We start from the raw sequence: 21,021 nt of genomic DNA on the forward strand, positions 1-21,021 counted from the left end.
ACCTGCCAAGAACAACCGCCGACCCCGGTGCCTGTTGGGCGAAGGGTCAATAGACATAGACGACCGCGTTGTCACCGCCCGAACAGGTGACGACACGGTTGTCACTGGTGCAGGTCATAGGGTACGACTGGCCGGTCACCGGGCTCACCGCGACGATCGAGGTGGTGGCCTGGGGGCTGGCCGCGTTGGTCGCGCCGCTCGATTCGGCCGCCTGCGCATAGGCCTCGCGTACCGCCTCGGCGAAGCCGCACGAGGTGACCGACGAGCCGGTGGCCGTCTTACCGAAGGAGTCCTCGACTCCCGAGCTCTGCGAACACGGGCTGGCACCGACGGGCAGTGCCGCCGTGGTGCTCGTGGTGCTGGTCGCACTGGTGGTGCTCGTGGTCGAGCCGGTCGGCGCGGTGCTCGTGGTGGGTGCGGCGGCACCGGCATTCGGCTGCTGGGCGGTCACGGCCGGTTGGGCCGGGGAGGCGATGCTGTCGCTGGTGTCGCTGTCGGAGGAACCCAGCAACTGCCAAGCTACCGCCACGATTCCCGCCAGGATGGCGGCGCCGAGCGCGCCCAGCACGATCGGTACCGCGACCGACCGCTGCCGCTTCGCGGTCTTGGTCTTGGTCCTGCCGCGTTCGGTGGAGCTGAACGCGAAACCCTCGTCCCGGACCGAGTCGTCGTCCGGATCGTCACCGTAGCGGTCGTCGTGATAGTCCTCGTCGGCGAAGTCTTCGTCCGCGTAGTCCTGATCGGAGTACTCCCCGGCGCCGCGGTAATCCGAGTCGTCCTCGTCATCGCGGTAGTCCTCGTCGTCGAAACCGCGCACGCCGCTGCCCGTACCGAACTCGCTGATATCCAGTAGTTCGGTAGCAGAAGCAGCACCGGCGGGTGCGTGCTCGCCGGTGGCGTGGCTGAACTGCGAGATGTCCAGGAACTCGGTCGCGCCCTCGGCAGCCGCCCCGGACTCGTCGTCGATGCGGATGGGATCCAGGAGCTGAGTGGGCGCGTCGTTGGCATCGGCCGGATCGGCCTGCCGGTAGTCGCTGTCCTCGTCGTCCGGCCGCATGGCCGCGGCGGCCGGTTCGGCTGCCTCGACCGACTCGGTCCGCGCGGAGGCGTCGGTTGCGGGCGTGGTGTGGAACTGCGAGGGATCCAGATACTGGGTGCGCGGATCGCTGTCCGCCCGGGCCGGCTGTTCTGCGGCACCGGCACCCGACGACGCATCGGCAGTCGACGCGGTACCGGCGACAGCCGCTGCGCCGGCAACGGCTGCGGTACCACCGACCGCCGCCGCGCCGCCCGCCGCCGCACCACCGGCGGCCGGAGCGGCCGCTGCCGGTGGCTGCGCCGCCGAGGGGTGCTCGGCGGTAGTGCCGCGCTCGTCGTCGGTGCGGTGGGGTCGGCTGACCGCCGGTGGCGGTGTGCTGACCGCCGGGTGGGGTGTGCGCAGCGGCAAACTCGGTGCCGCGGGAGCGGGCGGTGTGCCCTCGCCGGGCAGCGGCGTGTAGTTGAACTCGCCCGGCCGGACCAGTGTCGGGTCGTTGGGGCGGATCACCGGCAGATCACCGGAGGTATCGCGTTCGTCCCCACTCTGTGGCGTGATGATCCGCAGCGTGCCGGTGGTTTCGTAGCCCCGTGAGGTTGCTGCCGGCGGGCTCGGCTGGGCGGGCCCCTCCGGTGCCTCGGCCTGCGTGGGCGGTTCCGCTTCCGGCCCGGTAGGGGTGGCATCCGCGGGTGCCGCCTCGTCTGCGGACCCGCTTGCCGCGGGCGCGTATCCACGCGGCTGGAAGCGGGCGGCGATCGTCGGCCCCTCCGGTCCGAAAGGCTGGAAGGTGGTCGGCTCCGCGGCGCGGAGCAGGTCTTCCTCGCGCGCTGCGGCCGGAACCGCCTGCATCGAGCCGGTATCGGCCGGGCGGTCGCCGGACAGCAGTTCCGCCCCGAAGATCGTCGAGGTGTTCGCCTCGCCCACAGGCTCCGGCGCGCGACCGCCGTGACCGAGGGCCCGGCGTGCGGCGGCCAGGAATTGGCCCGCCGTGTGGTACCGGTCGGCGGGGGCCTTGGCCAGCGCGCGCACGATCACCTCGTCGATCGCGGCGGGTACGTCCGAACGCACCGCGCTGGCGAAGGGCGGAGGGGTGGACAGGTGGCCGCGGATCAGCACGCTGATGCTTTCCGCCGGGAACGGCGGCCGCCCGGTGAGGCATTCGTAGAGCACACACGCGAGGGAATAGATATCGGCGCGAGCATTGACCGGGCCGGAGTCGAAGCGCTCCGGTGCCATATAGGTGTAGGAACCGGCGGCGTAGCCGGCGGTGGTCGTCGCCGCGTTGTCGCTCTCGGAGCGTGCGATACCGAAGTCGGCGAGATATGCGAAATCGGCGGGCGTGACCAGGACGTTGGCCGGTTTCACATCGCGATGCACCAGCCCGGCGGCATGCGCGGCATCCAGCGCCGCGGCCACTTGCTCGACGATCGCCACGGCGCGTTCGGGATCAAGTTGCCCCTGGCGGCGCAGCAGGGTGCGCAGGCTCTCGCCGCGGACCAGCCGCATCTCGATGTAGAGAACGCCGTCGATCGTGCCCCAGTTGTGGATGGGGATGATGTGCGGTTCGTCCAGACCTGCCGCGGCCTGGGATTCACGGCGGAAACGACGCTGGTAGCCGGGGTCCTGCGCGAGTTCCTCGGGGAGGACCTTCAGCGCGACGACGCGATCCTTACCGGTGTCGAACGCCTCGTACACCTCGCCGGTCCCACCGCGTCCGAGCAGCGAACGCACTTCGTAGGGACCGAACTTGGTGCCGGCCCGGGATCTCGGCACTTCCACCGGTAAACCTCCAACTCCTGGGCAAGGTGGTCGACCGTGCCGGTTGCGAACCGGAGTGCCTGCCCCTCAGGGCCCCGATTCTCCGGGTGCGACCACGCCGTGGTCAAACGCGAACACAATAGCGGCTGCGCGGTCTCGAAGTCCAAGCTTGCCGAAAATGTGCCCCACATGGGTTTTTACGGTGACTTCGGAGATTCCGAGCCGATCGGCTATCTCGGAATTCACTCGTCCGCGGCCGATGAGTGTCAGCACTTCGAGTTCGCGCGCTGTGAGTTCGCCCATCCGTGAGCGGGAGTCGTCCGGGATGGCGCGGGCGGAGCGGTAGGCCGACAGCACCCGGCCCGTCACCGACGGGTCCAGCCAGGAGCCGCCGTCGGCCACGGTGCGCACCGCCCGGATCAGATCCTCGGCGGGGGAGTCCTTGAGGATGAACCCGGCGGCGCCGGCCCGCAGCGCGCCCGAGAGCAGATGATCGTCGTCGAAGGTGGTCAGCACCAGCACCGGCGGTGCGTCGTCGCGGGTCCGCAGCAGGTGCGTGGCGTCGATCCCGCCGACCCGTTTCATCCGCAGATCCATCAGCACCACGTCGGGGCGGGAGGTGGCCACGGCCGCCGGGACCTCGTCGCCGTCGCCGCATTCGGTGACCACGAAACCGTCGCGGCGGCGCAGGATGCGGCGTAGTCCGCCGCGTACCAGTTCCTGGTCGTCGACGACGAGCACGGTGGTCGTCGCGGTGGGCTCGGTCGACGGGGTCGGGGAATTCACGCGCCCTCCTGGCGTTTGCGGGTCAGTGAGGTGATCGCCTCGCGCACCAGCGACAGCGGATCCTCGAACGGCATCGACGAGCAGCCCTCGTCCGGGGTGAATGGAATGCGGGCCAGGACCTGCCAGTGCTCACCGGCGCGCCCGGCCGACAGCGTCCCGCCCAGTGCGGTGGTGCGCTGCCGCATCCCGCTGATGCCCATTCCGCGTCCGGTGCGTGGGGCCGGGCCCTCCGGCAGCGTGTTACGCACCCGCACCGACACCTCGGCGGGGGTGACACTGATGGTCAGTACCGACTCGGCGCCCGCCGCGTGTTTGGCGATATTGGACAGCGATTCCTGGCTGATCCGATACAGCGCGAGCCCGGTCGACGCCGACACCATGGTGGCGTCCCCGCTCAGTTCGTAGTGCACCGGCAGTCCGGCGCCGACGAAATCGGCTACCAGATCGGCGATATCGTCGAGACCGGGTTCGGGTGCCATGGACGACGGCCGCTGGTCGAGCAGGCCCACCGTGTGCCGGATATCGGCCATCGCCTGGCGGCCCAGCCGTTCGGCGTCGCCGAGTGCGTCGACCGCTTCGTCGACGTCACGATCGGTTTCCAGGGCGTGGCGTGCGGCGGTCAGATGCAGCAGCGTGACGCTGAGCGAGTGGGCGATCACATCGTGCACCTCACGGGCTATCCGCCGGCGTTCGTCGTCGGCGGCCTGGGCGGCGCGGATCTGCTGATTCTCGCGTTCCTGATCCAGCGACCGGCGCTGGAACTGCAACATCAGCCCGACCATCCAGCCCAGCACGATGCCGACGACATACACCTGGACCATGTCGTCGCCGTAGCCGAACGCGTAGAAGATCAGAATCTCCGCGACCGCCACGACCATCCAGAACAGACTGATCCGCTTGGGTGCAATGGCGGCCACCATGCCCACCATCACCGTCAGCACCAGCGACGAACAGTCCGGTGAGACCGGTTGCAGCAGGAACAGCGCCTGACCGGCCAGGGCGGAGACGGCGAATACCGCGGGCTTCGGGGGCAGATCGAAGAAGAACAGCAGCGGATAGCAGACGATCAGCAGTGCCATCGCCAGGAACGGCACCCCGGTGGTGAAGTACTGCACGCGTAGTGCGGCGGCCGCGACCGCTACCACCAGCATCGCGATATCCGCGGTGATCACCACCGAGGCCGGATAGCCGAACGCCAGTTCCTCCACGCGGCGCCGGAACGTCGCGGCGGGATCGTTGATCAGATCGACGAGACGGCGGCCGACCCTGCTCAACGATCGGCCGACCCTGCCCTGGTCACGGGCGTTCGTCGGAGCCATGGTGTCAGGCTAGCCCGCGGTACGCCGGCGCCGCATCGTTCCCGGAACGGGGCGCGGGTCCTACCGCGGTAGGAGTTCCAATCACGTCCTCGGCACGACGACTTGCGCGCGCGGCGACCGTAGCGTGAATCGCATCGCGTCCGGCGACCGCGCTGGATGCCCGGCTCGAGGAGAGGGTGCGATGACTTGGCACGACCAGCACGCTCGTACCGAAATCCTGCACGAGGTACTCGCTCGCGCGGCCGTCGACCCGACGGCCCCCGAGTTGCTGGCCGGTCTCCCCGGATCCGATCGGCTCTTCGGGGGACCCGCCGGAATACTTGCCGCGCTGCGATATCGGTGGGACAACCATTTACGCGCGAAACTGGATCAGGCGCAGATCCAGGGCCAGTCCGCCGCCGACGCCTATCGCGAACTGGCCGCGCAACAGCCGGAACTGCATGCGATTCTCGCTGCGCACGAGGCCGGGCATTGGCAGCGCGAGCCGGTACTGGCACGCTGAGCGACGATCCGACCCGGTTGTGGCGCTGGTGAAATCACGCCGGAACCGGACCGACAGCAGAAAGTGGGTGGGGCGACCACCATGTTGGAATTGACCGATATCGTCCGGGAATACCGCGTGGGTGAACAGCGGGTTCGCGCTCTCGACAAGGTGAGCCTGCGCATCGAGGCGGGCGAGTTCACCTCGATCATCGGCCCGTCGGGCTCGGGAAAGAGCACATTGCTGCATCTGCTCGGTGCGCTGGATTCACCGGATTCGGGATCGATCACCTTTCAGGGCGAAGAGATCGGCACCCTCGACGACAACCGGCAGTCGGAATTTCGCCGGCACCGGGTGGGGTTCATCTTCCAGTTCTTCAACCTGCTCCCGACACTGTCGGCGTGGGAGAACGTCGCGGTGCCGAAACTGCTGGACGGCACCGGATTACGTAAGGCCAAACCCCGCGCACTGGAACTGCTGGACCGGGTCGGGCTCGCCGATCGCGCCGAGCACCGGCCGGCGGAGATGTCGGGTGGGCAGATGCAGCGGGTCGCGGTGGCACGCTCGCTGATCATGGATCCGCCGCTGATCCTGGCCGACGAGCCCACCGGCAATCTCGACACCAAAACCGGCGCCGCCATCCTGGAACTGCTCGGCGATATCTGCGGCGCCGGCAATTCGGTGGTCATGGTCACGCACGATATGAGCGCGGTGGAGTACTGCGATCGGGTGATCACGCTGCGCGACGGGCGGATCGGTTCCAACGAGGAGGCCGGTGCGCGCCGCGGCCGGCCCGCCGTGAACTCCGGCGACGAGGATGCTCGCGACGGCGACGAGGTGATACGCGCGTGATCGCGGCCGGCTGGGATCGGCTGCGGCTGTTCAATATCGGCGAACTGTTCACCCACAAGGGCCGCACCGCGATGTCGATGGCGGTGATGGGGGTATCGGCCGGACTGCTGGTGGCGGTGCTCAGCATCTCCGGCTCGGTGACGGGTTCGGTGGAGCGACTCACGACCGCACTGGGCGGCAAGGCGCAGCTCGAGATCTCCGGAATCACCGAGAGCGGATTCGGTCAGGACGTCCTGCCCGCCGTGCGGCAGGTCCCCGGGGTGCAGGCCGCGGTGCCGATGATCCGTACCGGTATCGGTCTCAGCGAGGACCACACTCTGTTGATCGGCGCCGACGCGTCGGTGTCCGCACTGGGCAGCGACCTCGACGGAGCCATGCGCGATCAAGCGGTGAAGCTGCTGACCGTGCCCAACGGGGTTCTGGTCGGCGCGGCACTGGGCCACCACGAGGGGGAGAGTTTCACTCTCGGCTCGACGCGGGTGACGGTCGCCGGGGTGATCGACGACGCCACCGCCGACAAGATCAACAGTGGCCATATCGTGGTCGCGTCGTTGCCCGTCGCACAGGAATTGGCGGGCCGCGCGGGAATGCTGGACTCCGTCCAGATCGTCCCGGAACCGGGTGCCGACATCGCTGCGCTGCGGTCGGCACTCACCGACGCGGTCGGTGGTCGGGCCGTGGTGGCCGATCCCAGCCTGCGCGCCGCTCAGGCCGGTGGCGCCATCCAACTGGTCCGGTTCTCCACCACGATGGCCTCGGCCGCGGCCCTGATCGTGTCGGCCTTCCTGATCTACAACGCGATGAGTATGGCGGTGGCGCAACGCCGCCCGACGCTGTCGCTGCTGCGTGCCATCGGCGGCAGACGCGGGCCCATGGTGCGCGATCTGATCGCCGAGGCCGCGATCATCGGCCTGATCGGCGGCGCGATCGGTTCGGTGGTCGGTATCTTCGCCGGGCGCACCTCGATCAATCAGATCCCGTCGGCCATGATGGCCGCCGTCGAAACCCGCACCGAGTACATCGTGCCGTGGTACGCGATTCCGGTGGCGATCGCGGCCTGTGTGGTGGCCAGTGTCGCGGCCGCGGCGATCGCGGCCCGGCAGGTGTACAAGGTGCAGCCGATCGAGGCACTGGCGCCGGTGGGGGTCGGCAAGGCTGATGCGATCGGGCCCTGGTTGAAGGTGGTCTCGCTGGTCGGTGGGCTGGCGATGATCGTGGCAGCGGTCTTCATCGCCCGCGCGGACCTGGGACGAGGGTCGCTGCTCGCGATCTCGCTGTCGATCGCGGGGGCGGTCGGTGTGTGTTTCGCGGCGATGGGCCCGATGGTGAAGCTGGCTGCGGCGATCGCCCGGATCTTCGGTGCGCCCGGAGCATTGGGCGCTACCACCATCGAACGGGCACCGCGCCGGGTCTGGGCTACCGCGATGACGGTGATGATCGGTGTCACCGCGACCGTCGGAATGGGCGGCGCCTCGGCGAATCTCGTCGATTCGGCGAAGGACTCGTTCTCCGACCTCGGGGAGCGCGACGCGTATGTCAGCCCTACCTCACTGGCGCAATTCCCCACCGGCCCGTTGCTTCCCGCCGACCTGAAGGAGCAGGTGCGCCGGGTGCCCGGAGTCGCACAGGTGGGCTCGGGGCAGATGGCGTTCGCCACCGTCGGCGGTGACCGGGTGATGCTGCAGGCCTACGAGTCGAACATCCGCTCCTCACTGCTCGACGGACTGGGCCCCGAGGTGCTGGACCGGATGGCGACCGGCGCGGGCGTAGTGCTCTCCCGCGATGTGGCACGGTCACTGCACGCCGAGCAGGGTGCGCGGGTGGATCTGCCCACCCCCACCGGGATTCACTCGGTAGAGGTACTGAAGGTGATCCCGTACTTCTCGGCGCTGTCGGGCATCGTGCTGATGGACCTCGAGGTGCTGCGCCAGTGGTACGAGCGGCCCGGTGAGACGGTGCTCGGCGTCGCCATGGAGCCCGGGGCCGACAAGGACCGGGTGATGGACGCGATCCGGGCGGTGGTGCCACCGGGAATGCACGTCGACACCGGCGCACAAGCCCTCGACGCGGTCTCGGAGGGCGTGAAACAGGGGACATCGCTGTCGGGTTCGATCCTGTGGATCGTGGTGCTGGTGTCGACGGCGGCACTGTTGAACACGCTGATGCTGTCGGTGCTGGAACGCCGGCGCGAACTGGGTGTGCTGCGTGCCATGGGAACCAGCCGCCGATTCCTGTTGCGCACAGTGCTCACCGAGGCGGCCGGTATCGGCCTGACCGGAGCCCTGCTGGGCCTGGTGGTGGGGGCGGCCACGCAGTACCTGGCGACGGTCGCGATGGGACAGGCGCTGACCATCGAGGTGGTCTACCAGCCCAGCCCGATGCTGGTGGTCTATGCGGTCGCGGCGTTGATCCTGGCGCTGCTCGGCTCGATTCCGCCGTCGTTGCGCGCGGCCCGCATGCCGATCATCGAGGCGATTGCTGTCGACTGATCGACGTCCATAGCGGTCTCCACGAACCCCCCGCGCGGTCGATTACCGGCCGCGCGGGGGTTTGCCGTATCCGGCCGAAGCCGGTGAACCCGGGGCGGCGCGGAGAAGTCACCGCCCTTACATAAACTGGAGACATGACTGCACCCACGGTGGACTTGATGGACTATGCCGACGTCGTCGACCGGTACGAGCCGGTGCTGGGCATGGAGGTGCATGTCGAACTGGGCACCGAGACCAAGATGTTCTGCGGGTGCCCGACGACCTTCGGCGCCGAGCCGAACACCCAGGTATGCCCGGTCTGCCTCGGCCTGCCGGGCGCCCTGCCGGTGGTCAACCAGCAGGCGGTCGAGTCGGCGATCCGCATCGGTCTCGCGCTGAACTGCTCGATCACCCCGTGGGGCCGCTTCGCGCGCAAGAACTACTTCTACCCGGACCAGCCGAAGAACTACCAGATCAGCCAGTACGACGAACCGATCGCCACCGAGGGCTACCTCGACGTGGTGCTCGACGACGGCTCCACCTTCCGGGTCGATATCGAACGCGCCCATATGGAGGAGGACACCGGTAAGTCGCTGCACGTGGGTGGCGCCACCGGTCGTATCCACGGCGCGAGCCACTCGCTGCTGGACTACAACCGGGCGGGTGTGCCGCTGATCGAGATCGTCACCAAGCCGGTCACCGGTGCCGGCGAGCGTGCCCCGGAGGTCGCTCGCGCGTATGTCACCGCGCTGCGCGAGGTGCTGAAATCGCTCGACGTCTCCGATGTGAAGATGGAGCAGGGCTCGCTGCGCTGCGACGCCAATGTCTCGCTGATGCCCAAGGGTGCAACGGAATTCGGTACTCGCACCGAAACCAAGAACGTCAACTCGCTGCGGAGCGTCGAGGTCGCCGTCCGGTTCGAGATGCGTCGTCAGGCCGCGATCCTCGCCGCCGGCGGCACCATCGTCATGGAGACCCGCCACTTCCACGAGACCGACGGCACCACCTCGCCCGGCCGACCCAAGGAATCCGCCGAGGACTACCGCTACTTCCCCGAGCCGGATCTGCGACCGGTCGCCCCGGACGCCGCCTGGGTCGAGGAACTGCGCGCGACCATTCCCGAGTACCCGTGGCTGCGCCGCGCCCGCATCCAGGCCGACTGGGGTCTGTCCGACGAGGTGTTCCGCGATCTGGTCAATGCCGACGCGCTGGACCTGATCATCGCGACCGTCGATGCGGGAACCTCGGTCGACGCCGCCCGGGCCTGGTGGGTCAACTACCTCACCGAGCGGGCCAAGGAACGCGAGGTCGGGCTCGAGGATCTGCCGATCAGCCCGAAGCAGGTCGCGGAGGTGGTCGCACTGGTCGACGCCAAGACCATCAACTCCAAGGTGGCCCGGCAGGTCGTGGACTTCGTCCTCGCCGGTGAGGGCGACCCGGGACAGATCGTGGAGGCCAAGGGCCTGGGCATGGTGTCCGACGACTCCGCGCTGCAGGCCGAGGTGGACAAGGCGCTGGCCGCGAATCCGGATATCGCCGACAAGATCCGCTCCGGCAAGGTACAGGCCGCCGGCAAGATCGTCGGCGACGTGATGAAGGCGACCCGCGGTCAAGCCGACGCCGCCCGCGTGCGCGAACTGGTGCTGGCCGCCTGCGGAGCTGCCTGAGCAGAGCTGTTGTGCTGTTCGGGCGAAACCCGCCCGAACAGCACACGCTGAACCAGAACCCGGCCGGGACACGCATGCGCGTCGAACCCGGCCGCCGGAGCGCAGCGCGGGCCGCTGTTCCGGCGGCCCACGTGCTGGGGCCGCGCGCTAGTCCGGTCCGCCCCCGGCGCCGCCCTGCGGCGGTGGGATACGCACGACTCGGTCGTCGAAGGGACCGGGCGCCTCGGGCTTGTTGACGGTCCCGACCCATACGTTGCCGTCGCCGCCCATGGTCGCCCCGCCCAGGGAGCCGTACTTGTTCTGCGCCACCATCGTCGGCGTGGTGGTGATCGCGTGTGTCTTCGGGTCGGCGTCGGCGAAGGCCAGGGCCTTGGCACCCGACATCGCGACCGCCACGCCGTCGACCGCGGCAGCGCATCCGCCGGCGCCCGGTTTATCGGGCCAGGTCCATCCGGTGGTGACGGTGCCGTCGGCGGCCAGACGCTGCAGCCGGTCCTCGGTGGCGGTGCGGTCGGTGAACCAGACAGTGTCCTGGTGGTCGGGGCAGATGTCACCGGCGGAACCGACCCCGGAGGCCATCACCTTCGGGTCGGCGTGGCCCGGCGCCGGATTGTCGATCTCGAGCAGCTTGCCGGACAGCGAACCGGGATCGCCTGCCGCACCCGGATCGCCCGCATTGCCGGTCAGCACCGCCATGGTGGTCGGAGTGACGAAGTCGATGGCACCGTGATTGCCGGTAGCGCCCTTCGGGATTCCGGTCAGGATGGGCTTCGGGTCACCGCCCGATCCGATCCGCACCACGCGATTGTCGGAGGCGGTGGTGACGTAGGCGTAGATCAGCCCGTCCTCGCCGTAGCTCGGGGACAGCGCCACATCGGTGAGCCCACCGTCACCGGCGGCATCCACATCCACCCGGGCGACCTCCTGCGGCTCCGGCGGTGCCTGACTGGGATCGACGGCGGTGACTTTCAGGATGCGCCCGGTGGTGCGTTCGGTGACCAGCGCCTGCTGACCTCCGGGGAGCACCGTCAGCCCGCCGGTGGTGTCCAGGCACGACACCACGACCGCGGGGTCGGGGTCGATGCACGGACCGGTCGGCCGCTGGCCGGTCGGTGGCGGGGTCGGCTCGTCGGTGGGGCCGCGGCCCTCGGGCTCGACGGTCGGTGCGGGGGAGAACGGGCCGGACGCGGAATCGTCGAAGCCGGCACACCCGGCGACCAGGCCGACGGTGACGGCGAGGATCGACGCGACACGGCCGACGACAACCACACTCATTGCCCAAACGTTACGGAAATACCGCCGCGAACGCTCGTAGGGGTCGGCGCCCGCAGCTGACACGCCGTGCAACACCCCCCACGGCGCCGCCACACGTCATACTCTGAGCCCGTGAACGACAAGCCGAACCAGCCACCGGAATCGAACGAACCGTCCGGCTCGACCGGCGGCCCCACCGGACCGGCGGCACACAGCCCGTACGACAACCCGACCGGCGAATTCCCGTCGGTGAAACCGGCCGCGGGTAAGGACGTTCCGCGCACCGAGGACGACCTGGGGCTCGATCCGGAGGTTCCGTCGTCGTCGGAGCCGGGTAAGCACGAGGGGCCGAAGCTCACCTCCGGCTCCGCTGACGACGAGCCCACCTACGCCTTCGCCAGCATTCCGCCCGCCCCGGTGGCCGGTGATACCGAACGGCTGCGCCGCACGCGGGAATACCGTCGCGGAACAACGGATCTGGGCCTGCTCATCCTGCGCCTGGTCATCGGCCTGACGTTCCTCTACCACGGCCTGCAGAAGCTGGCGGGCTGGTTCCACGGACCGGGACTGGACGGCACCCGCGCCATGCTGGAGCAAGGCGGCTGGAAACATATCGAGCTGTCCACCGCGATGCTCACCGTGTCCGAGGTGGGCGGCGGCGCACTGATCATTCTCGGTCTGGCGACACCGCTGGCGGCCGGTGCGGTCCTGGCCTCGATCATCGACGCGTGGTTGTGGAAGCAGGGGATGGCACCCGATTTCCAGTACAAGACGGTGGAATTGGAGTCGATCCTCGGTGGCCTGGCTGCCGCGCTCATCTTCACCGGCCCCGGCCGGCTGTCGTTCGACCGCAACCGCGGCTGGGCGGTGCGTCCCTCGTGGGGATCGCTCGTCGCCTTCGTCCTGGCATTGGCCGCGGCGGCCGTCGGCTGGATCTTCCTGCACGGCGGCAACCCGTTCATCGGGATTTTCTAGAACGCCGTACCCCCGGAAGTTCTAGAGTCCCGGCATGTCGAATATCGCCGAGCCCCCGAGTTACCGAGCGATCGAAAGCCTGATCGCCGATTACGCACTGTGTGTCGATCAAGGTGATTTCGCCGGCGTCGGCGCGCTGTTCGCCGACGGAGTGTTCGGCGGTAGCCAGGGTGGTCGGGCCGGCAGCGAGGCCGTCGAGAAGACGATGACCGACACCGTGATCCGCTACGACGACGGCACACCCCGCACCAAGCACCTGGTGACCAACCTGTCGATCCAGGTGGACGAGGAAGCCGACACGGCCACCAGCCGCTCGTACTTCACGGTCCTGCAGGCCGCGCCCGACCAGCCACTCCAGCCGATCGTCAGCGGCCGGTACTACGACGAGTTCCGCCGCAAAGACGGCACGTGGTCCTTCGCCCGCCGCCGCGTGGAGATGGACCTCACCGGCGACCTGAGCAAGCATTTGCGCAGCTAGAGGTGCGGCTGTAATTCTGTGCGCTGACTTCGGCGGCCCCACCGAGAAGGGTCGTCCCCCACCGAGAGGGACGGCCCTGCCGCACCCGAGTGATGCACTGCATGTATCCGAAGCCGCCGAGTATCGCGCCCTTCAGCGGCTGCCCCGAGCAGTTGATTCGCTACGCCACGTGACAACTGATTTCGCACGCACATGGGTAACTCACCGGGTACCCCCAGAACTCAGCCGACCACTGAACGTAAGACCGACACCCGAGTCTCCTCGCACTCCACGGCACGCTTGATTCGCGGAGAGGCGGTACAGCACGCTTAATTCGCGGAGTGGCGGTCCGGCACTTGGCGGACTGCGCCCTTGTCTGCCGACGTCGCCAGCGCCGCGTACGCGCGCAGTGCGGTGGTGACCGGGCGGTCGCGGTTCACCGGCTGCCACGGCCGTTCCCGGGCGTCCATCTTGGCGCGGCGCTCGGCCAGCACCTCGTCGTCGACCAGCAGTTCCAGTGCGCGGGTGTGCACATCGATGCGGATGCGGTCCCCGTCCTCGACGAGTCCGATGGCGCCGCCGCTGGCAGCCTCGGGGGAGATGTGGCCGATCGACAGCCCCGAGGTGCCGCCGGAGAAGCGGCCGTCGGTGATCAGCGCGCACACCTTGCCCAGGCCGAGGCCCTTCAGGAACGAGGTGGGGTGCAGCATCTCCTGCATGCCCGGGCCGCCCGCGGGGCCCTCGTAGCGGATGACGACCACGTCGCCCGGCTGGATCTTCTTGCCGAGGATCGCCGACACGGCATCTTCCTGGGATTCCAGCACGACGGCCGGGCCCTCGAAGGTGAACAGGTCCTCGTCGATTCCGGCGGTCTTGAGGATGGCGCCGTCGAGGGCGACATTGCCGCGCAGCACGCACAGCCCGCCCTCGACGGTGTACGCGTGCGCGATATCGCGGATGCATCCGCCGTCGGCATCGGTATCCAGCGACGACCAGCGATTGTCGGTCGAGAAGGGCTCGGTGGTGCGCACCCCGCCCGGTGCGGCATGGAACAGCTCGAGAGCTTGTTCGGATGCCTTGCCGGAACGGATGTCCCAGGTGTCGAGCCACTCGTCGAGGGTGGCGGTGTGCACGGTGCTGACCTCGGTTTCCAGCAGCCCACCACGGCGCAGCTCGCCGAGGATGGCGGGAATGCCGCCCGCACGGTGCACGTCTTCCATGTGGTAGTCGGAGTTGGGGGCCACCTTCGACAGGCACGGCACTCGGCGCGAGATCTCGTCGATGGTGTCGAGATCGAAATCGATCTCACCTTCCTGGGCGGCGGCGAGGGTGTGCAGCACGGTGTTGGTGGAGCCACCCATCGCGACATCGAGGGCCATCGCATTACGGAAGGCCTTGGCGTTCGCGACGTTCCGCGGCAGCACCGACTCGTCGTCGTCGCGGTACCAGCGGGTTGCGATGTCGACGATGGTGCTGCCGGCCCGCTCGAACAGCGCGCGGCGGGCGGCATGGGTGGCCAGGGTGGAACCGTTGCCCGGCAGTGCCAGTCCCAATGCCTCGGTGAGGCAGTTCATCGAGTTGGCGGTGAACATCCCGGAGCAGGAGCCGCAGGTGGGGCACGCGCTGCGCTCGACCTCGCTGAGGCCCTCGTCGCTGACCTGGCCGGAGGCGCTGGCGGAGATGGCGGTGATCAGGTCGGTCGGTGCCTGGGCGACACCATCGACGACCACGGCCTTACCGGCCTCCATCGGTCCGCCGGAGACGAACACCGCCGGGATGTTGAGCCGCATGGCGGCATTGAGCATGCCGGGGGTGATCTTGTCGCAGTTGGAGATACACACCAGCGCGTCAGCGGTGTGGGCGTTGGCCATGTACTCCACCGAGTCGGCGATGATCTCGCGGCTGGGCAGCGAGTACAGCATGCCGCCGTGGCCCATGGCGATACCGTCGTCGACAGCGATGGTGTGGAATTCGCGCGGTACACCGCCGGCGGCGCGGACCGCATCGGCCACGATCTCGCCGACGTCCTTGAGGTGGACATGGCCGGGCACGAACTGTGTGTAGGAGTTCGCGATCGCGACGATCGGCTTCCCGAAATCGGAGTCGGTGAGGCCGGTGGCCCGCCAGAGTGCGCGTGCGCCTGCGGCATTACGTCCGGCGGTGGTCGTGCGTGAGCGAAGCGGTGGCATGAAATTGATCCTCGGTGGGTCGGCTCGCGGGAGCTGCTCTGCTGTGTCGCGGCGGCTCTGCTCATCGGTGCGGTGCTCGTCCGGTGGTCTCCGGTGTCGGGACCGAGGGCTGATCGGCCGCCGTGTCGAGCGTCTCGCCGATGGTGGTCGGCGCAGAGCCTCCGCCGAAAGCAGAGCGTCTGTTCGGCACCTCGACGTTACTCCGGTCCTCCGCTGGGCCGACCTCGTGGTCGCCGAACGAAGCAGCGCCGCGCTGCGCCGGTCCGTGCTCCGCGGCTGAACGGTCCGCCAGGTGGGCGGATACAGAGGTGAGACGTCAGCGCGTGCCTTCGGGCTCGGTCGAGCCGGTACTCGCGGAGCTGGTGTCGCCCTCTCCGGTGGTGGTGTTGGTGCCGCTGGCCGCTGTGTTGCTGGTCTCTGTGTCTGTGTTGTTCGTCTCGGTGGTGTCTGCCACGCTCTGTTCGCCCGGCCCCGTCGAATCCTGCGCTGCCTGTGTATGCCCTGCCGGTGCCTGCTCCGGCTCCTCCCGTGCCTCGGCCTTCGCGAACGGGTCCGGGATGCGTCCGCCCGAGGCCGCGACCAGGTCCTTCAGCCGGTCGTAGCCCACTGCGGGCAGTGCCGTCTCGGAGTCGTCGGTGAGGTGTACGCGCACGAAACCGCGCTTGGGGATGCGCAGTCCCCGCACCTGCGACCAGTCGACGTGCCGGGAGCCGAACGCTGTACGCAGGTCCAGTCCCGCGGCGGATACCGTGGTGCGGGTGCGCTCCACCCACCAGGCGGCGGCGATCGGGATCGCGAACAGGAACCAGAGCACCTGTGGCCATCCGAAGAACGGGAACGCTACGCAGAACAGCAGCAGAAAGACGGCCAGGTGCCCGAGTCGAGGGATACTGATCACACGCCCCGTATCGGTTCCCGACTCCGTGGTGTGGGACGATTGAGCTGGTGGCACGGACTGCTGCGGCGATGACACACCCCCATCCTCGCATCATGGTGAAGCGACACTCGAACCGCCCCGTCTCACATAATGAGACACCGACTGGTCAAGTAACTTGACTCATCGACTCACGCGCGCATACCGTCGAGTGCGTGAATCGAAACGAGCTTCTCGTAATCGGCCGGCGCGTCCAGCGCTGAGCCTGACGACTCGAGGTCGATACGTCAGCTCGCAACTGCGACGCGCCACCCTCGCTCAGCCACTGGCTGACGGGGGCTTTTTTGTGTTCGGACAAGTTGTGTTCAGACAGTGTTCGCGCCGGCGCCAGGGCCGGGTGAACGACAAGCAGTGAGGAAAAAGACGGTGAGCGCACCAACAGCACGGCCAGGGCCCTCGGCTCGCAGGCCAGCGCCCTCGGCTACATCGCCGGCTCCCGCGGCATCCGCGGTGGCCGGAAATCGCCGCCAGGTCCCGCCCGAGAAGGTGACCGGCGCACAGTCGGTCGTCCGTTCCCTCGAGGAGCTCGGTGCCGACACCGTATTCGGCATTCCCGGCGGTGCGGTCCTCCCCGTCTACGACCCGCTCTTCGATTCCACCCGAGTCCGTCACGTCCTGGTCCGGCACGAGCAGGGCGCCGGTCATGCGGCGACCGGTTACGCGCAGGCCACCGGCAAGGTCGGTGTGTGTATGGCCACATCCGGCCCCGGCGCGACGAACCTGGTCACGCCGATCGCCGATGCGCAGATGGATTCGGTGCCGCTGGTCGCGATCACCGGCCAGGTCGCGCGCGGCCTGATCGGGACCGACGCCTTCCAGGAAGCCGACATCTCCGGCATCACGATGGCGTGCACCAAGCACAACTTCCTGGTCAACGATGCGATCGACATCCCGCGCATCATCGCCGAAGCCTTCCACCTGGCGTCCTCGGGTCGTCCGGGTGCGGTGCTGGTCGACATCCCCAAGGATGTGCTGCAGGCCCAGACCACCTTCAGCTGGCCGCCGGAGATGCGGCTGCCCGGCTATCGTCCGGTCACCAAACCGCACGGTAAGCAGGTGCGGGAGGCCGCGCGGCTGATCGCCGAGGCCAAGACGCCGGTGCTGTACGTCGGTGGCGGTGTGATCAAGGCCGAGGCTTCGCCGGAGTTGCTGGAGCTGGCCGAGCTGACCGGCATTCCGGTGGTCACCACGCTGATGGCGCGTGGCGCCTTCCCCGACAGCCACACCCTCAACATGGGGATGCCCGGTATGCACGGCACCGTCGGTGCGGTCGCCGCCCTGCAGAAGTCGGATCTGCTCATCACCCTCGGCGCGCGTTTCGACGACCGCGTCACCGGCCAGCTGGATTCCTTCGCCCCGAATGCGAAGGTCATCCACGCCGATATCGACCCGGCCGAGATCGGTAAGAACCGGCACGCCGACGTCCCGATCGTGGGCGACTGCCGCGAGGTCATCACCGAACTGATCGAAACCCTCAAGTCCGATCCGATCTTCACCGGTGCCGAGGCGCCGCTGCTGGAGCTGTCGGCGTGGTGGACCTACCTCGGCGGCATCCGCGAGCAGTTCCCGCTCGGCTACGGCCCCACCTCCGACGGTTCGCTGTCGCCGGAGTACGTCATCGAAACGCTGGGCCGGCTCGCCGGACCCGACGCGATCTACGTTGCCGGTGTCGGTCAGCACCAGATGTGGGCCGCGCAGTTCGTGAAGTACGAGAAGCCGCGCACCTGGCTGAACTCCGGTGGCCTGGGCACTATGGGCTACTCGGTGCCCGCCGCGATGGGCGCCAAGATGGGCGCGCCGGACAAAGAGGTGTGGGCGGTCGACGGTGACGGCTGCTTCCAGATGACCAATCAGGAATTGGCCACCTGCGCCGTCGAGGCTGTGCCGATCAAGGTCGCGCTGATCAACAACGGCAACCTCGGCATGGTCCGGCAGTGGCAGACCCTGTTCTACGAGCAGCGCTACTCCAACACCGATCTGGGCACCCACACCCTGCGCATCCCCGACTTCGTGAAGCTCGCCGAGGCGCTGGGCTGCCACGGCATTCGGGTGGAGAAGGAAGAAGACGTCGAGGCCGCGATCCGCGAGGCGCAGTCGATCAACGACCGCCCCGTGGTGATCGACTTCATCGTCGGCAAGGACGCGCAGGTGTGGCCGATGGTCCCTTCCGGAACCTCCAACGACGAGATCATGGCTGCGCGCGGTATCCGCCCGCTGTTCGACGACGACGAGCAGGTCGCGGAGCCGGCCGTCATCCACGAGGCGATGGCCCGCGAGGGGAATGAGAAGGGAAGTAACTTGTGAGCACCACCCATACCCTCAGCGTGCTGGTGGAGGACAAGCCCGGCGTGCTGGCCCGGGTGGCGAGCCTGTTCTCCCGGCGTGGATTCAATATCGAATCGCTTGCGGTCGGCGGCACCGAGGTGAAGGACATCTCGCGGATGACCATCGTCGTCACCGTCGAGGACCTGCCGCTCGAGCAAGTCACCAAGCAACTCAACAAGCTGGTGAACGTCATCAAGATCGTGGAGCAGGACGCCGACGCGTCGGTGGCCCGCGAACTGATCCTGGTGAAGGTGCGCGCCGACGCCAGTGTGCGCACCCAGGTGATCGAATCGGCCAACCTGTTCCGGGCTAAGGTCATCGACGTGTCACCGGACGCGTTGACCATCGAGGCGACCGGCACCCGGTCGAAACTCGAAGCGCTGCTGCGGATGCTGGAACCGTACGGAATCCGTGAGATCGTGCAGTCCGGAGTCGTGGCCGTCGGCCGCGGCCCCAAGTCGATCACGGCGACCCGCTAGATCAGTCGGGATCGACAGTCGGCGTCGGGCCTCCCGGTAGCGCGGGGCTCGACCATATCGAACAAAATCGCATTTAGATTCCCCGTACGAGCGGGGATGATCCGGAAGGGATACCAAACCAGTGGCAGTCGAGATGTTCTACGACGACGATGCCGATCTGTCGATCATCCAGGGCCGCAAGGTCGCTGTGATCGGCTACGGCTCCCAGGGGCACGCGCACTCGCTGAGCCTGCGCGACTCCGGCGTCGAGGTGCGCATCGGCCTCAAGGAGGGCTCCAAGTCGCGGGCCAAGGCCGAAGAGGCCGGCCTGACCGTCGGCACCCCCGCCGAGGTTTCGGAGTGGGCCGACGTCATCATGCTGCTCGCCCCCGACACCGCGCAGGCGTCGATCTTCACCACCGATATCGAGCCGAACCTGACCGACGGCAACGCGCTGTTCTTCGGCCACGGTCTCAACATCCACTTCGACCTGATCAAGGCCCCGGCCAACGTGACGGTCGGCATGGTCGCGCCCAAGGGGCCCGGCCACCTGGTGCGCCGCCAGTTCGTCGACGGCAAGGGCGTCCCGGCCCTGATCGCCGTCGACCAGGACCCGAAGGGTGAGGGCCAGGCCCTGGCTCTGTCCTACGCCAAGGGCATCGGCGGCACCCGCGCCGGCGTCATCAAGACCACCTTCAAGGAAGAGACCGAAACCGACCTGTTCGGTGAGCAGGCCGTCCTCTGCGGTGGTACCGAGGAACTGGTCAAGACCGGTTTCGAGGTCATGGTCGAGGCCGGTTACGCGCCGGAGATGGCCTACTTCGAGGTGCTGCACGAGCTGAAGCTGATCGTCGACCTCATGTACGAGGGTGGCATCGCCCGGATGAACTACTCGGTCTCCGACACCGCCGAGTTCGGTGGCTACCTGTCGGGCCCGCGGGTCATCGACGCCGACACCAAGAAGCGCATGGAAGCGATCCTGAAGGACATCCAGGACGGCACCTTCGTCAAGCGTCTGGTCGCCAACGTCGAGGGCGGCAACAAGGAGCTCGAGGGGCTGCGTAAGCAGAACGCCGAGCACCCGATCGAGGTCACCGGCAAGAAGCTGCGCGACCTGATGAGCTGGGTCGACCGGCCGATCACCGAAACCGCGTAAGCTTCACGGTCTTTCGGACTGTCGAGGGCCCGTTCGCCAGGTGCGAGCGGGCCCTCGTGCCGTGTGCTGCGTCAGCGCGGCATGGTTCCGCCGTCGACCACGAAGGTCTGGCCGGTGATGAAACTGCCTGCGTCCGAGCACAACAGCAGCATGGTGCCGACCAGCTCGTCCGGGGTGCCGAGCCGGCGCAGCAGTGGTGCGGCGGCCATTGCCTCGACGACCTCGGTCGGATTGTTGCGGACCATATCGGTGTCGAATGCGCCGGGGGTGACGGCATTGACCCGGATGCCGTCAGCGGCGAATTCGGCGGCCATCGAGCGAGTGAACGACAACAGCGCCGCCTTACCCGCCGAATACATCGCGAGGCCGCCCGAGAATCCGAACGCACCGATCGAACCGAAGTTCAGCACCGCGGCATGCTCGCTCTGCTTCAGATAGGGGAGCGCGGCCTGCACGAGAAATACCGGGCCCTGCACGTTCACCGCGAAGGATTTGTCCACCGCGGCCGGCTGCATGCTTTCCAGCGGCTGAGTGAGCGCATTCGCGGCGTTGTTGATCACGATATCGACCCCGCCGAAGGTCTCGACGGTCGTGGCCACCAGCGCCTGCAACGCATCGACCTCACCCAGATGCGTCGGTACCCCGAGCGCCTCGGCGCCCAGTTCCCGCATCCGTTCGGCGGCCTTGTCGCACGCCTCCGGTTTCCGGCTCGCCACAACGACATTCGCTCCGGCGCAGGCCAGCCCTTCGGCCAGCGCGAGCCCGATACCCCGGGTGCCTCCTGTGACGATCGCGGTGCGCCCGCTCAGGTCGAACAGTTTCTGAAATGAGCTGCGATCCACTGGTGGCGGCCTTCCTGTCGTGGGGGTACGTGGCCGGTCGAACAGTCGACAACGGTCACGGTCG

General features: G+C 68.1%; 16 protein-coding genes. 9 read left to right on the forward strand and 7 right to left on the reverse strand.

Annotation, left to right across the window (positions count from 1 at the left end; translation table 11 throughout):
• Positions 1 to 46: 46 nt before the first annotated feature.
• The 3 genes from NV2_RS32945 to NV2_RS09270 all read right to left on the reverse strand — a co-directional run bounded on the left by NV2_RS32945 (position 47) and on the right by NV2_RS09270 (position 4,899).
• A complete protein-coding gene (locus tag NV2_RS32945) occupies positions 47 to 2,815 on the reverse strand; it encodes a protein kinase domain-containing protein (RefSeq protein WP_067871123.1) in 2,769 nt (922 codons plus the stop codon).
• A 66-nt stretch (positions 2,816 to 2,881) separates the two neighbouring features.
• Positions 2,882 to 3,535 carry a response regulator transcription factor gene (locus NV2_RS09265; protein WP_067871221.1) on the reverse strand — a complete coding sequence of 218 codons (654 nt, stop codon included), beginning with the start codon at positions 3,533 to 3,535 and terminating at the stop codon, positions 2,882 to 2,884.
• A 41-nt stretch (positions 3,536 to 3,576) separates the two neighbouring features.
• The gene (locus tag NV2_RS09270) at positions 3,577 to 4,899 is read right to left on the reverse strand and encodes a sensor histidine kinase (RefSeq protein ID WP_067871124.1); all 1,323 of its coding nucleotides are present in this window, start codon (positions 4,897 to 4,899) and stop codon (positions 3,577 to 3,579) included.
• A gap of 181 nt (positions 4,900 to 5,080) precedes the next feature.
• On the opposite strand from NV2_RS09270, the gene NV2_RS09275 reads away from it, so the two are divergent.
• The 4 genes from NV2_RS09275 to gatB all read left to right on the forward strand — a co-directional run bounded on the left by NV2_RS09275 (position 5,081) and on the right by gatB (position 10,367).
• Positions 5,081 to 5,401 carry a hypothetical protein gene (locus NV2_RS09275; RefSeq protein WP_067871125.1) on the forward strand — a complete coding sequence of 107 codons (321 nt, stop codon included), beginning with the start codon at positions 5,081 to 5,083 and terminating at the stop codon, positions 5,399 to 5,401.
• An 81-nt stretch (positions 5,402 to 5,482) separates the two neighbouring features.
• Positions 5,483 to 6,232, forward strand: coding sequence for an ABC transporter ATP-binding protein (locus NV2_RS09280; RefSeq protein WP_067871126.1), 750 nt, complete (start codon positions 5,483 to 5,485; stop codon positions 6,230 to 6,232).
• Positions 6,229 to 8,721: an ABC transporter permease gene (locus NV2_RS09285; RefSeq protein WP_067871127.1), complete on the forward strand. Its 2,493-nt coding sequence runs from the start codon at positions 6,229 to 6,231 to the stop codon at positions 8,719 to 8,721. Before NV2_RS09280 ends, NV2_RS09285 begins: the two co-directional genes overlap by 4 nt.
• Positions 8,722 to 8,855: 134 nt before the next feature.
• Positions 8,856 to 10,367: an Asp-tRNA(Asn)/Glu-tRNA(Gln) amidotransferase subunit GatB gene (gene gatB, locus NV2_RS09290; protein WP_067871128.1), complete on the forward strand. Its 1,512-nt coding sequence runs from the start codon at positions 8,856 to 8,858 to the stop codon at positions 10,365 to 10,367.
• A 147-nt stretch (positions 10,368 to 10,514) separates the two neighbouring features.
• Here gatB and NV2_RS09295 read toward each other — a convergent pair whose 3' ends face one another.
• The gene (locus tag NV2_RS09295) at positions 10,515 to 11,642 is read right to left on the reverse strand and encodes a PQQ-dependent sugar dehydrogenase (protein ID WP_067871129.1); all 1,128 of its coding nucleotides are present in this window, start codon (positions 11,640 to 11,642) and stop codon (positions 10,515 to 10,517) included.
• A gap of 111 nt (positions 11,643 to 11,753) precedes the next feature.
• Here NV2_RS09295 and NV2_RS09300 point away from each other — a divergent pair, with 111 nt between their 5' ends.
• Together NV2_RS09300 and NV2_RS09305 are read left to right on the forward strand one after the other, a co-directional pair.
• Positions 11,754 to 12,596: a DoxX family protein gene (locus tag NV2_RS09300; RefSeq protein ID WP_067871130.1), complete on the forward strand. Its 843-nt coding sequence runs from the start codon at positions 11,754 to 11,756 to the stop codon at positions 12,594 to 12,596.
• Between the two features lie 34 nt (positions 12,597 to 12,630).
• Complete coding sequence (locus tag NV2_RS09305) at positions 12,631 to 13,074, forward strand: nuclear transport factor 2 family protein (RefSeq protein ID WP_067871131.1); 444 nt, start codon at positions 12,631 to 12,633, stop codon at positions 13,072 to 13,074.
• A gap of 308 nt (positions 13,075 to 13,382) precedes the next feature.
• On the opposite strand, the gene ilvD is transcribed toward NV2_RS09305, so the two are convergent.
• Together ilvD and NV2_RS32660 are read right to left on the reverse strand one after the other, a co-directional pair.
• Positions 13,383 to 15,242: a dihydroxy-acid dehydratase gene (ilvD, locus tag NV2_RS09310; RefSeq protein ID WP_067871132.1), complete on the reverse strand. Its 1,860-nt coding sequence runs from the start codon at positions 15,240 to 15,242 to the stop codon at positions 13,383 to 13,385.
• 316 nt (positions 15,243 to 15,558) lie between these two features.
• Positions 15,559 to 16,140 (reverse strand): PH domain-containing protein, encoded by a 582-nt coding sequence (locus tag NV2_RS32660; protein WP_084474213.1) that lies wholly within the window; start codon positions 16,138 to 16,140, stop codon positions 15,559 to 15,561.
• Positions 16,141 to 16,542: 402 nt separating this feature from the next.
• Between NV2_RS32660 and NV2_RS09320 the strand changes: the two genes are divergently transcribed.
• The 3 genes from NV2_RS09320 to ilvC all read left to right on the forward strand — a co-directional run bounded on the left by NV2_RS09320 (position 16,543) and on the right by ilvC (position 20,115).
• The gene (locus NV2_RS09320) at positions 16,543 to 18,480 is read left to right on the forward strand and encodes an acetolactate synthase large subunit (protein ID WP_067871133.1); all 1,938 of its coding nucleotides are present in this window, start codon (positions 16,543 to 16,545) and stop codon (positions 18,478 to 18,480) included.
• On the forward strand, positions 18,477 to 18,980 hold the full coding sequence (gene ilvN, locus NV2_RS09325; RefSeq protein ID WP_067871134.1) for an acetolactate synthase small subunit: 504 nt from the start codon (positions 18,477 to 18,479) through the stop codon (positions 18,978 to 18,980). Before NV2_RS09320 ends, ilvN begins: the two co-directional genes overlap by 4 nt.
• A gap of 121 nt (positions 18,981 to 19,101) precedes the next feature.
• A complete protein-coding gene (ilvC, locus tag NV2_RS09330; RefSeq protein ID WP_067871135.1) occupies positions 19,102 to 20,115 on the forward strand; it encodes a ketol-acid reductoisomerase in 1,014 nt (337 codons plus the stop codon).
• 71 nt (positions 20,116 to 20,186) lie between these two features.
• On the opposite strand, the gene NV2_RS09335 is transcribed toward ilvC, so the two are convergent.
• Positions 20,187 to 20,957 carry an SDR family NAD(P)-dependent oxidoreductase gene (locus tag NV2_RS09335; RefSeq protein WP_067871136.1) on the reverse strand — a complete coding sequence of 257 codons (771 nt, stop codon included), beginning with the start codon at positions 20,955 to 20,957 and terminating at the stop codon, positions 20,187 to 20,189.
• Positions 20,958 to 21,021 lie beyond the last annotated feature (64 nt).

The sequence above is a fragment of the Nocardia vermiculata NBRC 100427 genome, from assembly GCF_001613265.1.
GTDB classification, from domain to species: Bacteria; Actinomycetota; Actinomycetes; order Mycobacteriales; family Mycobacteriaceae; genus Nocardia; species Nocardia vermiculata.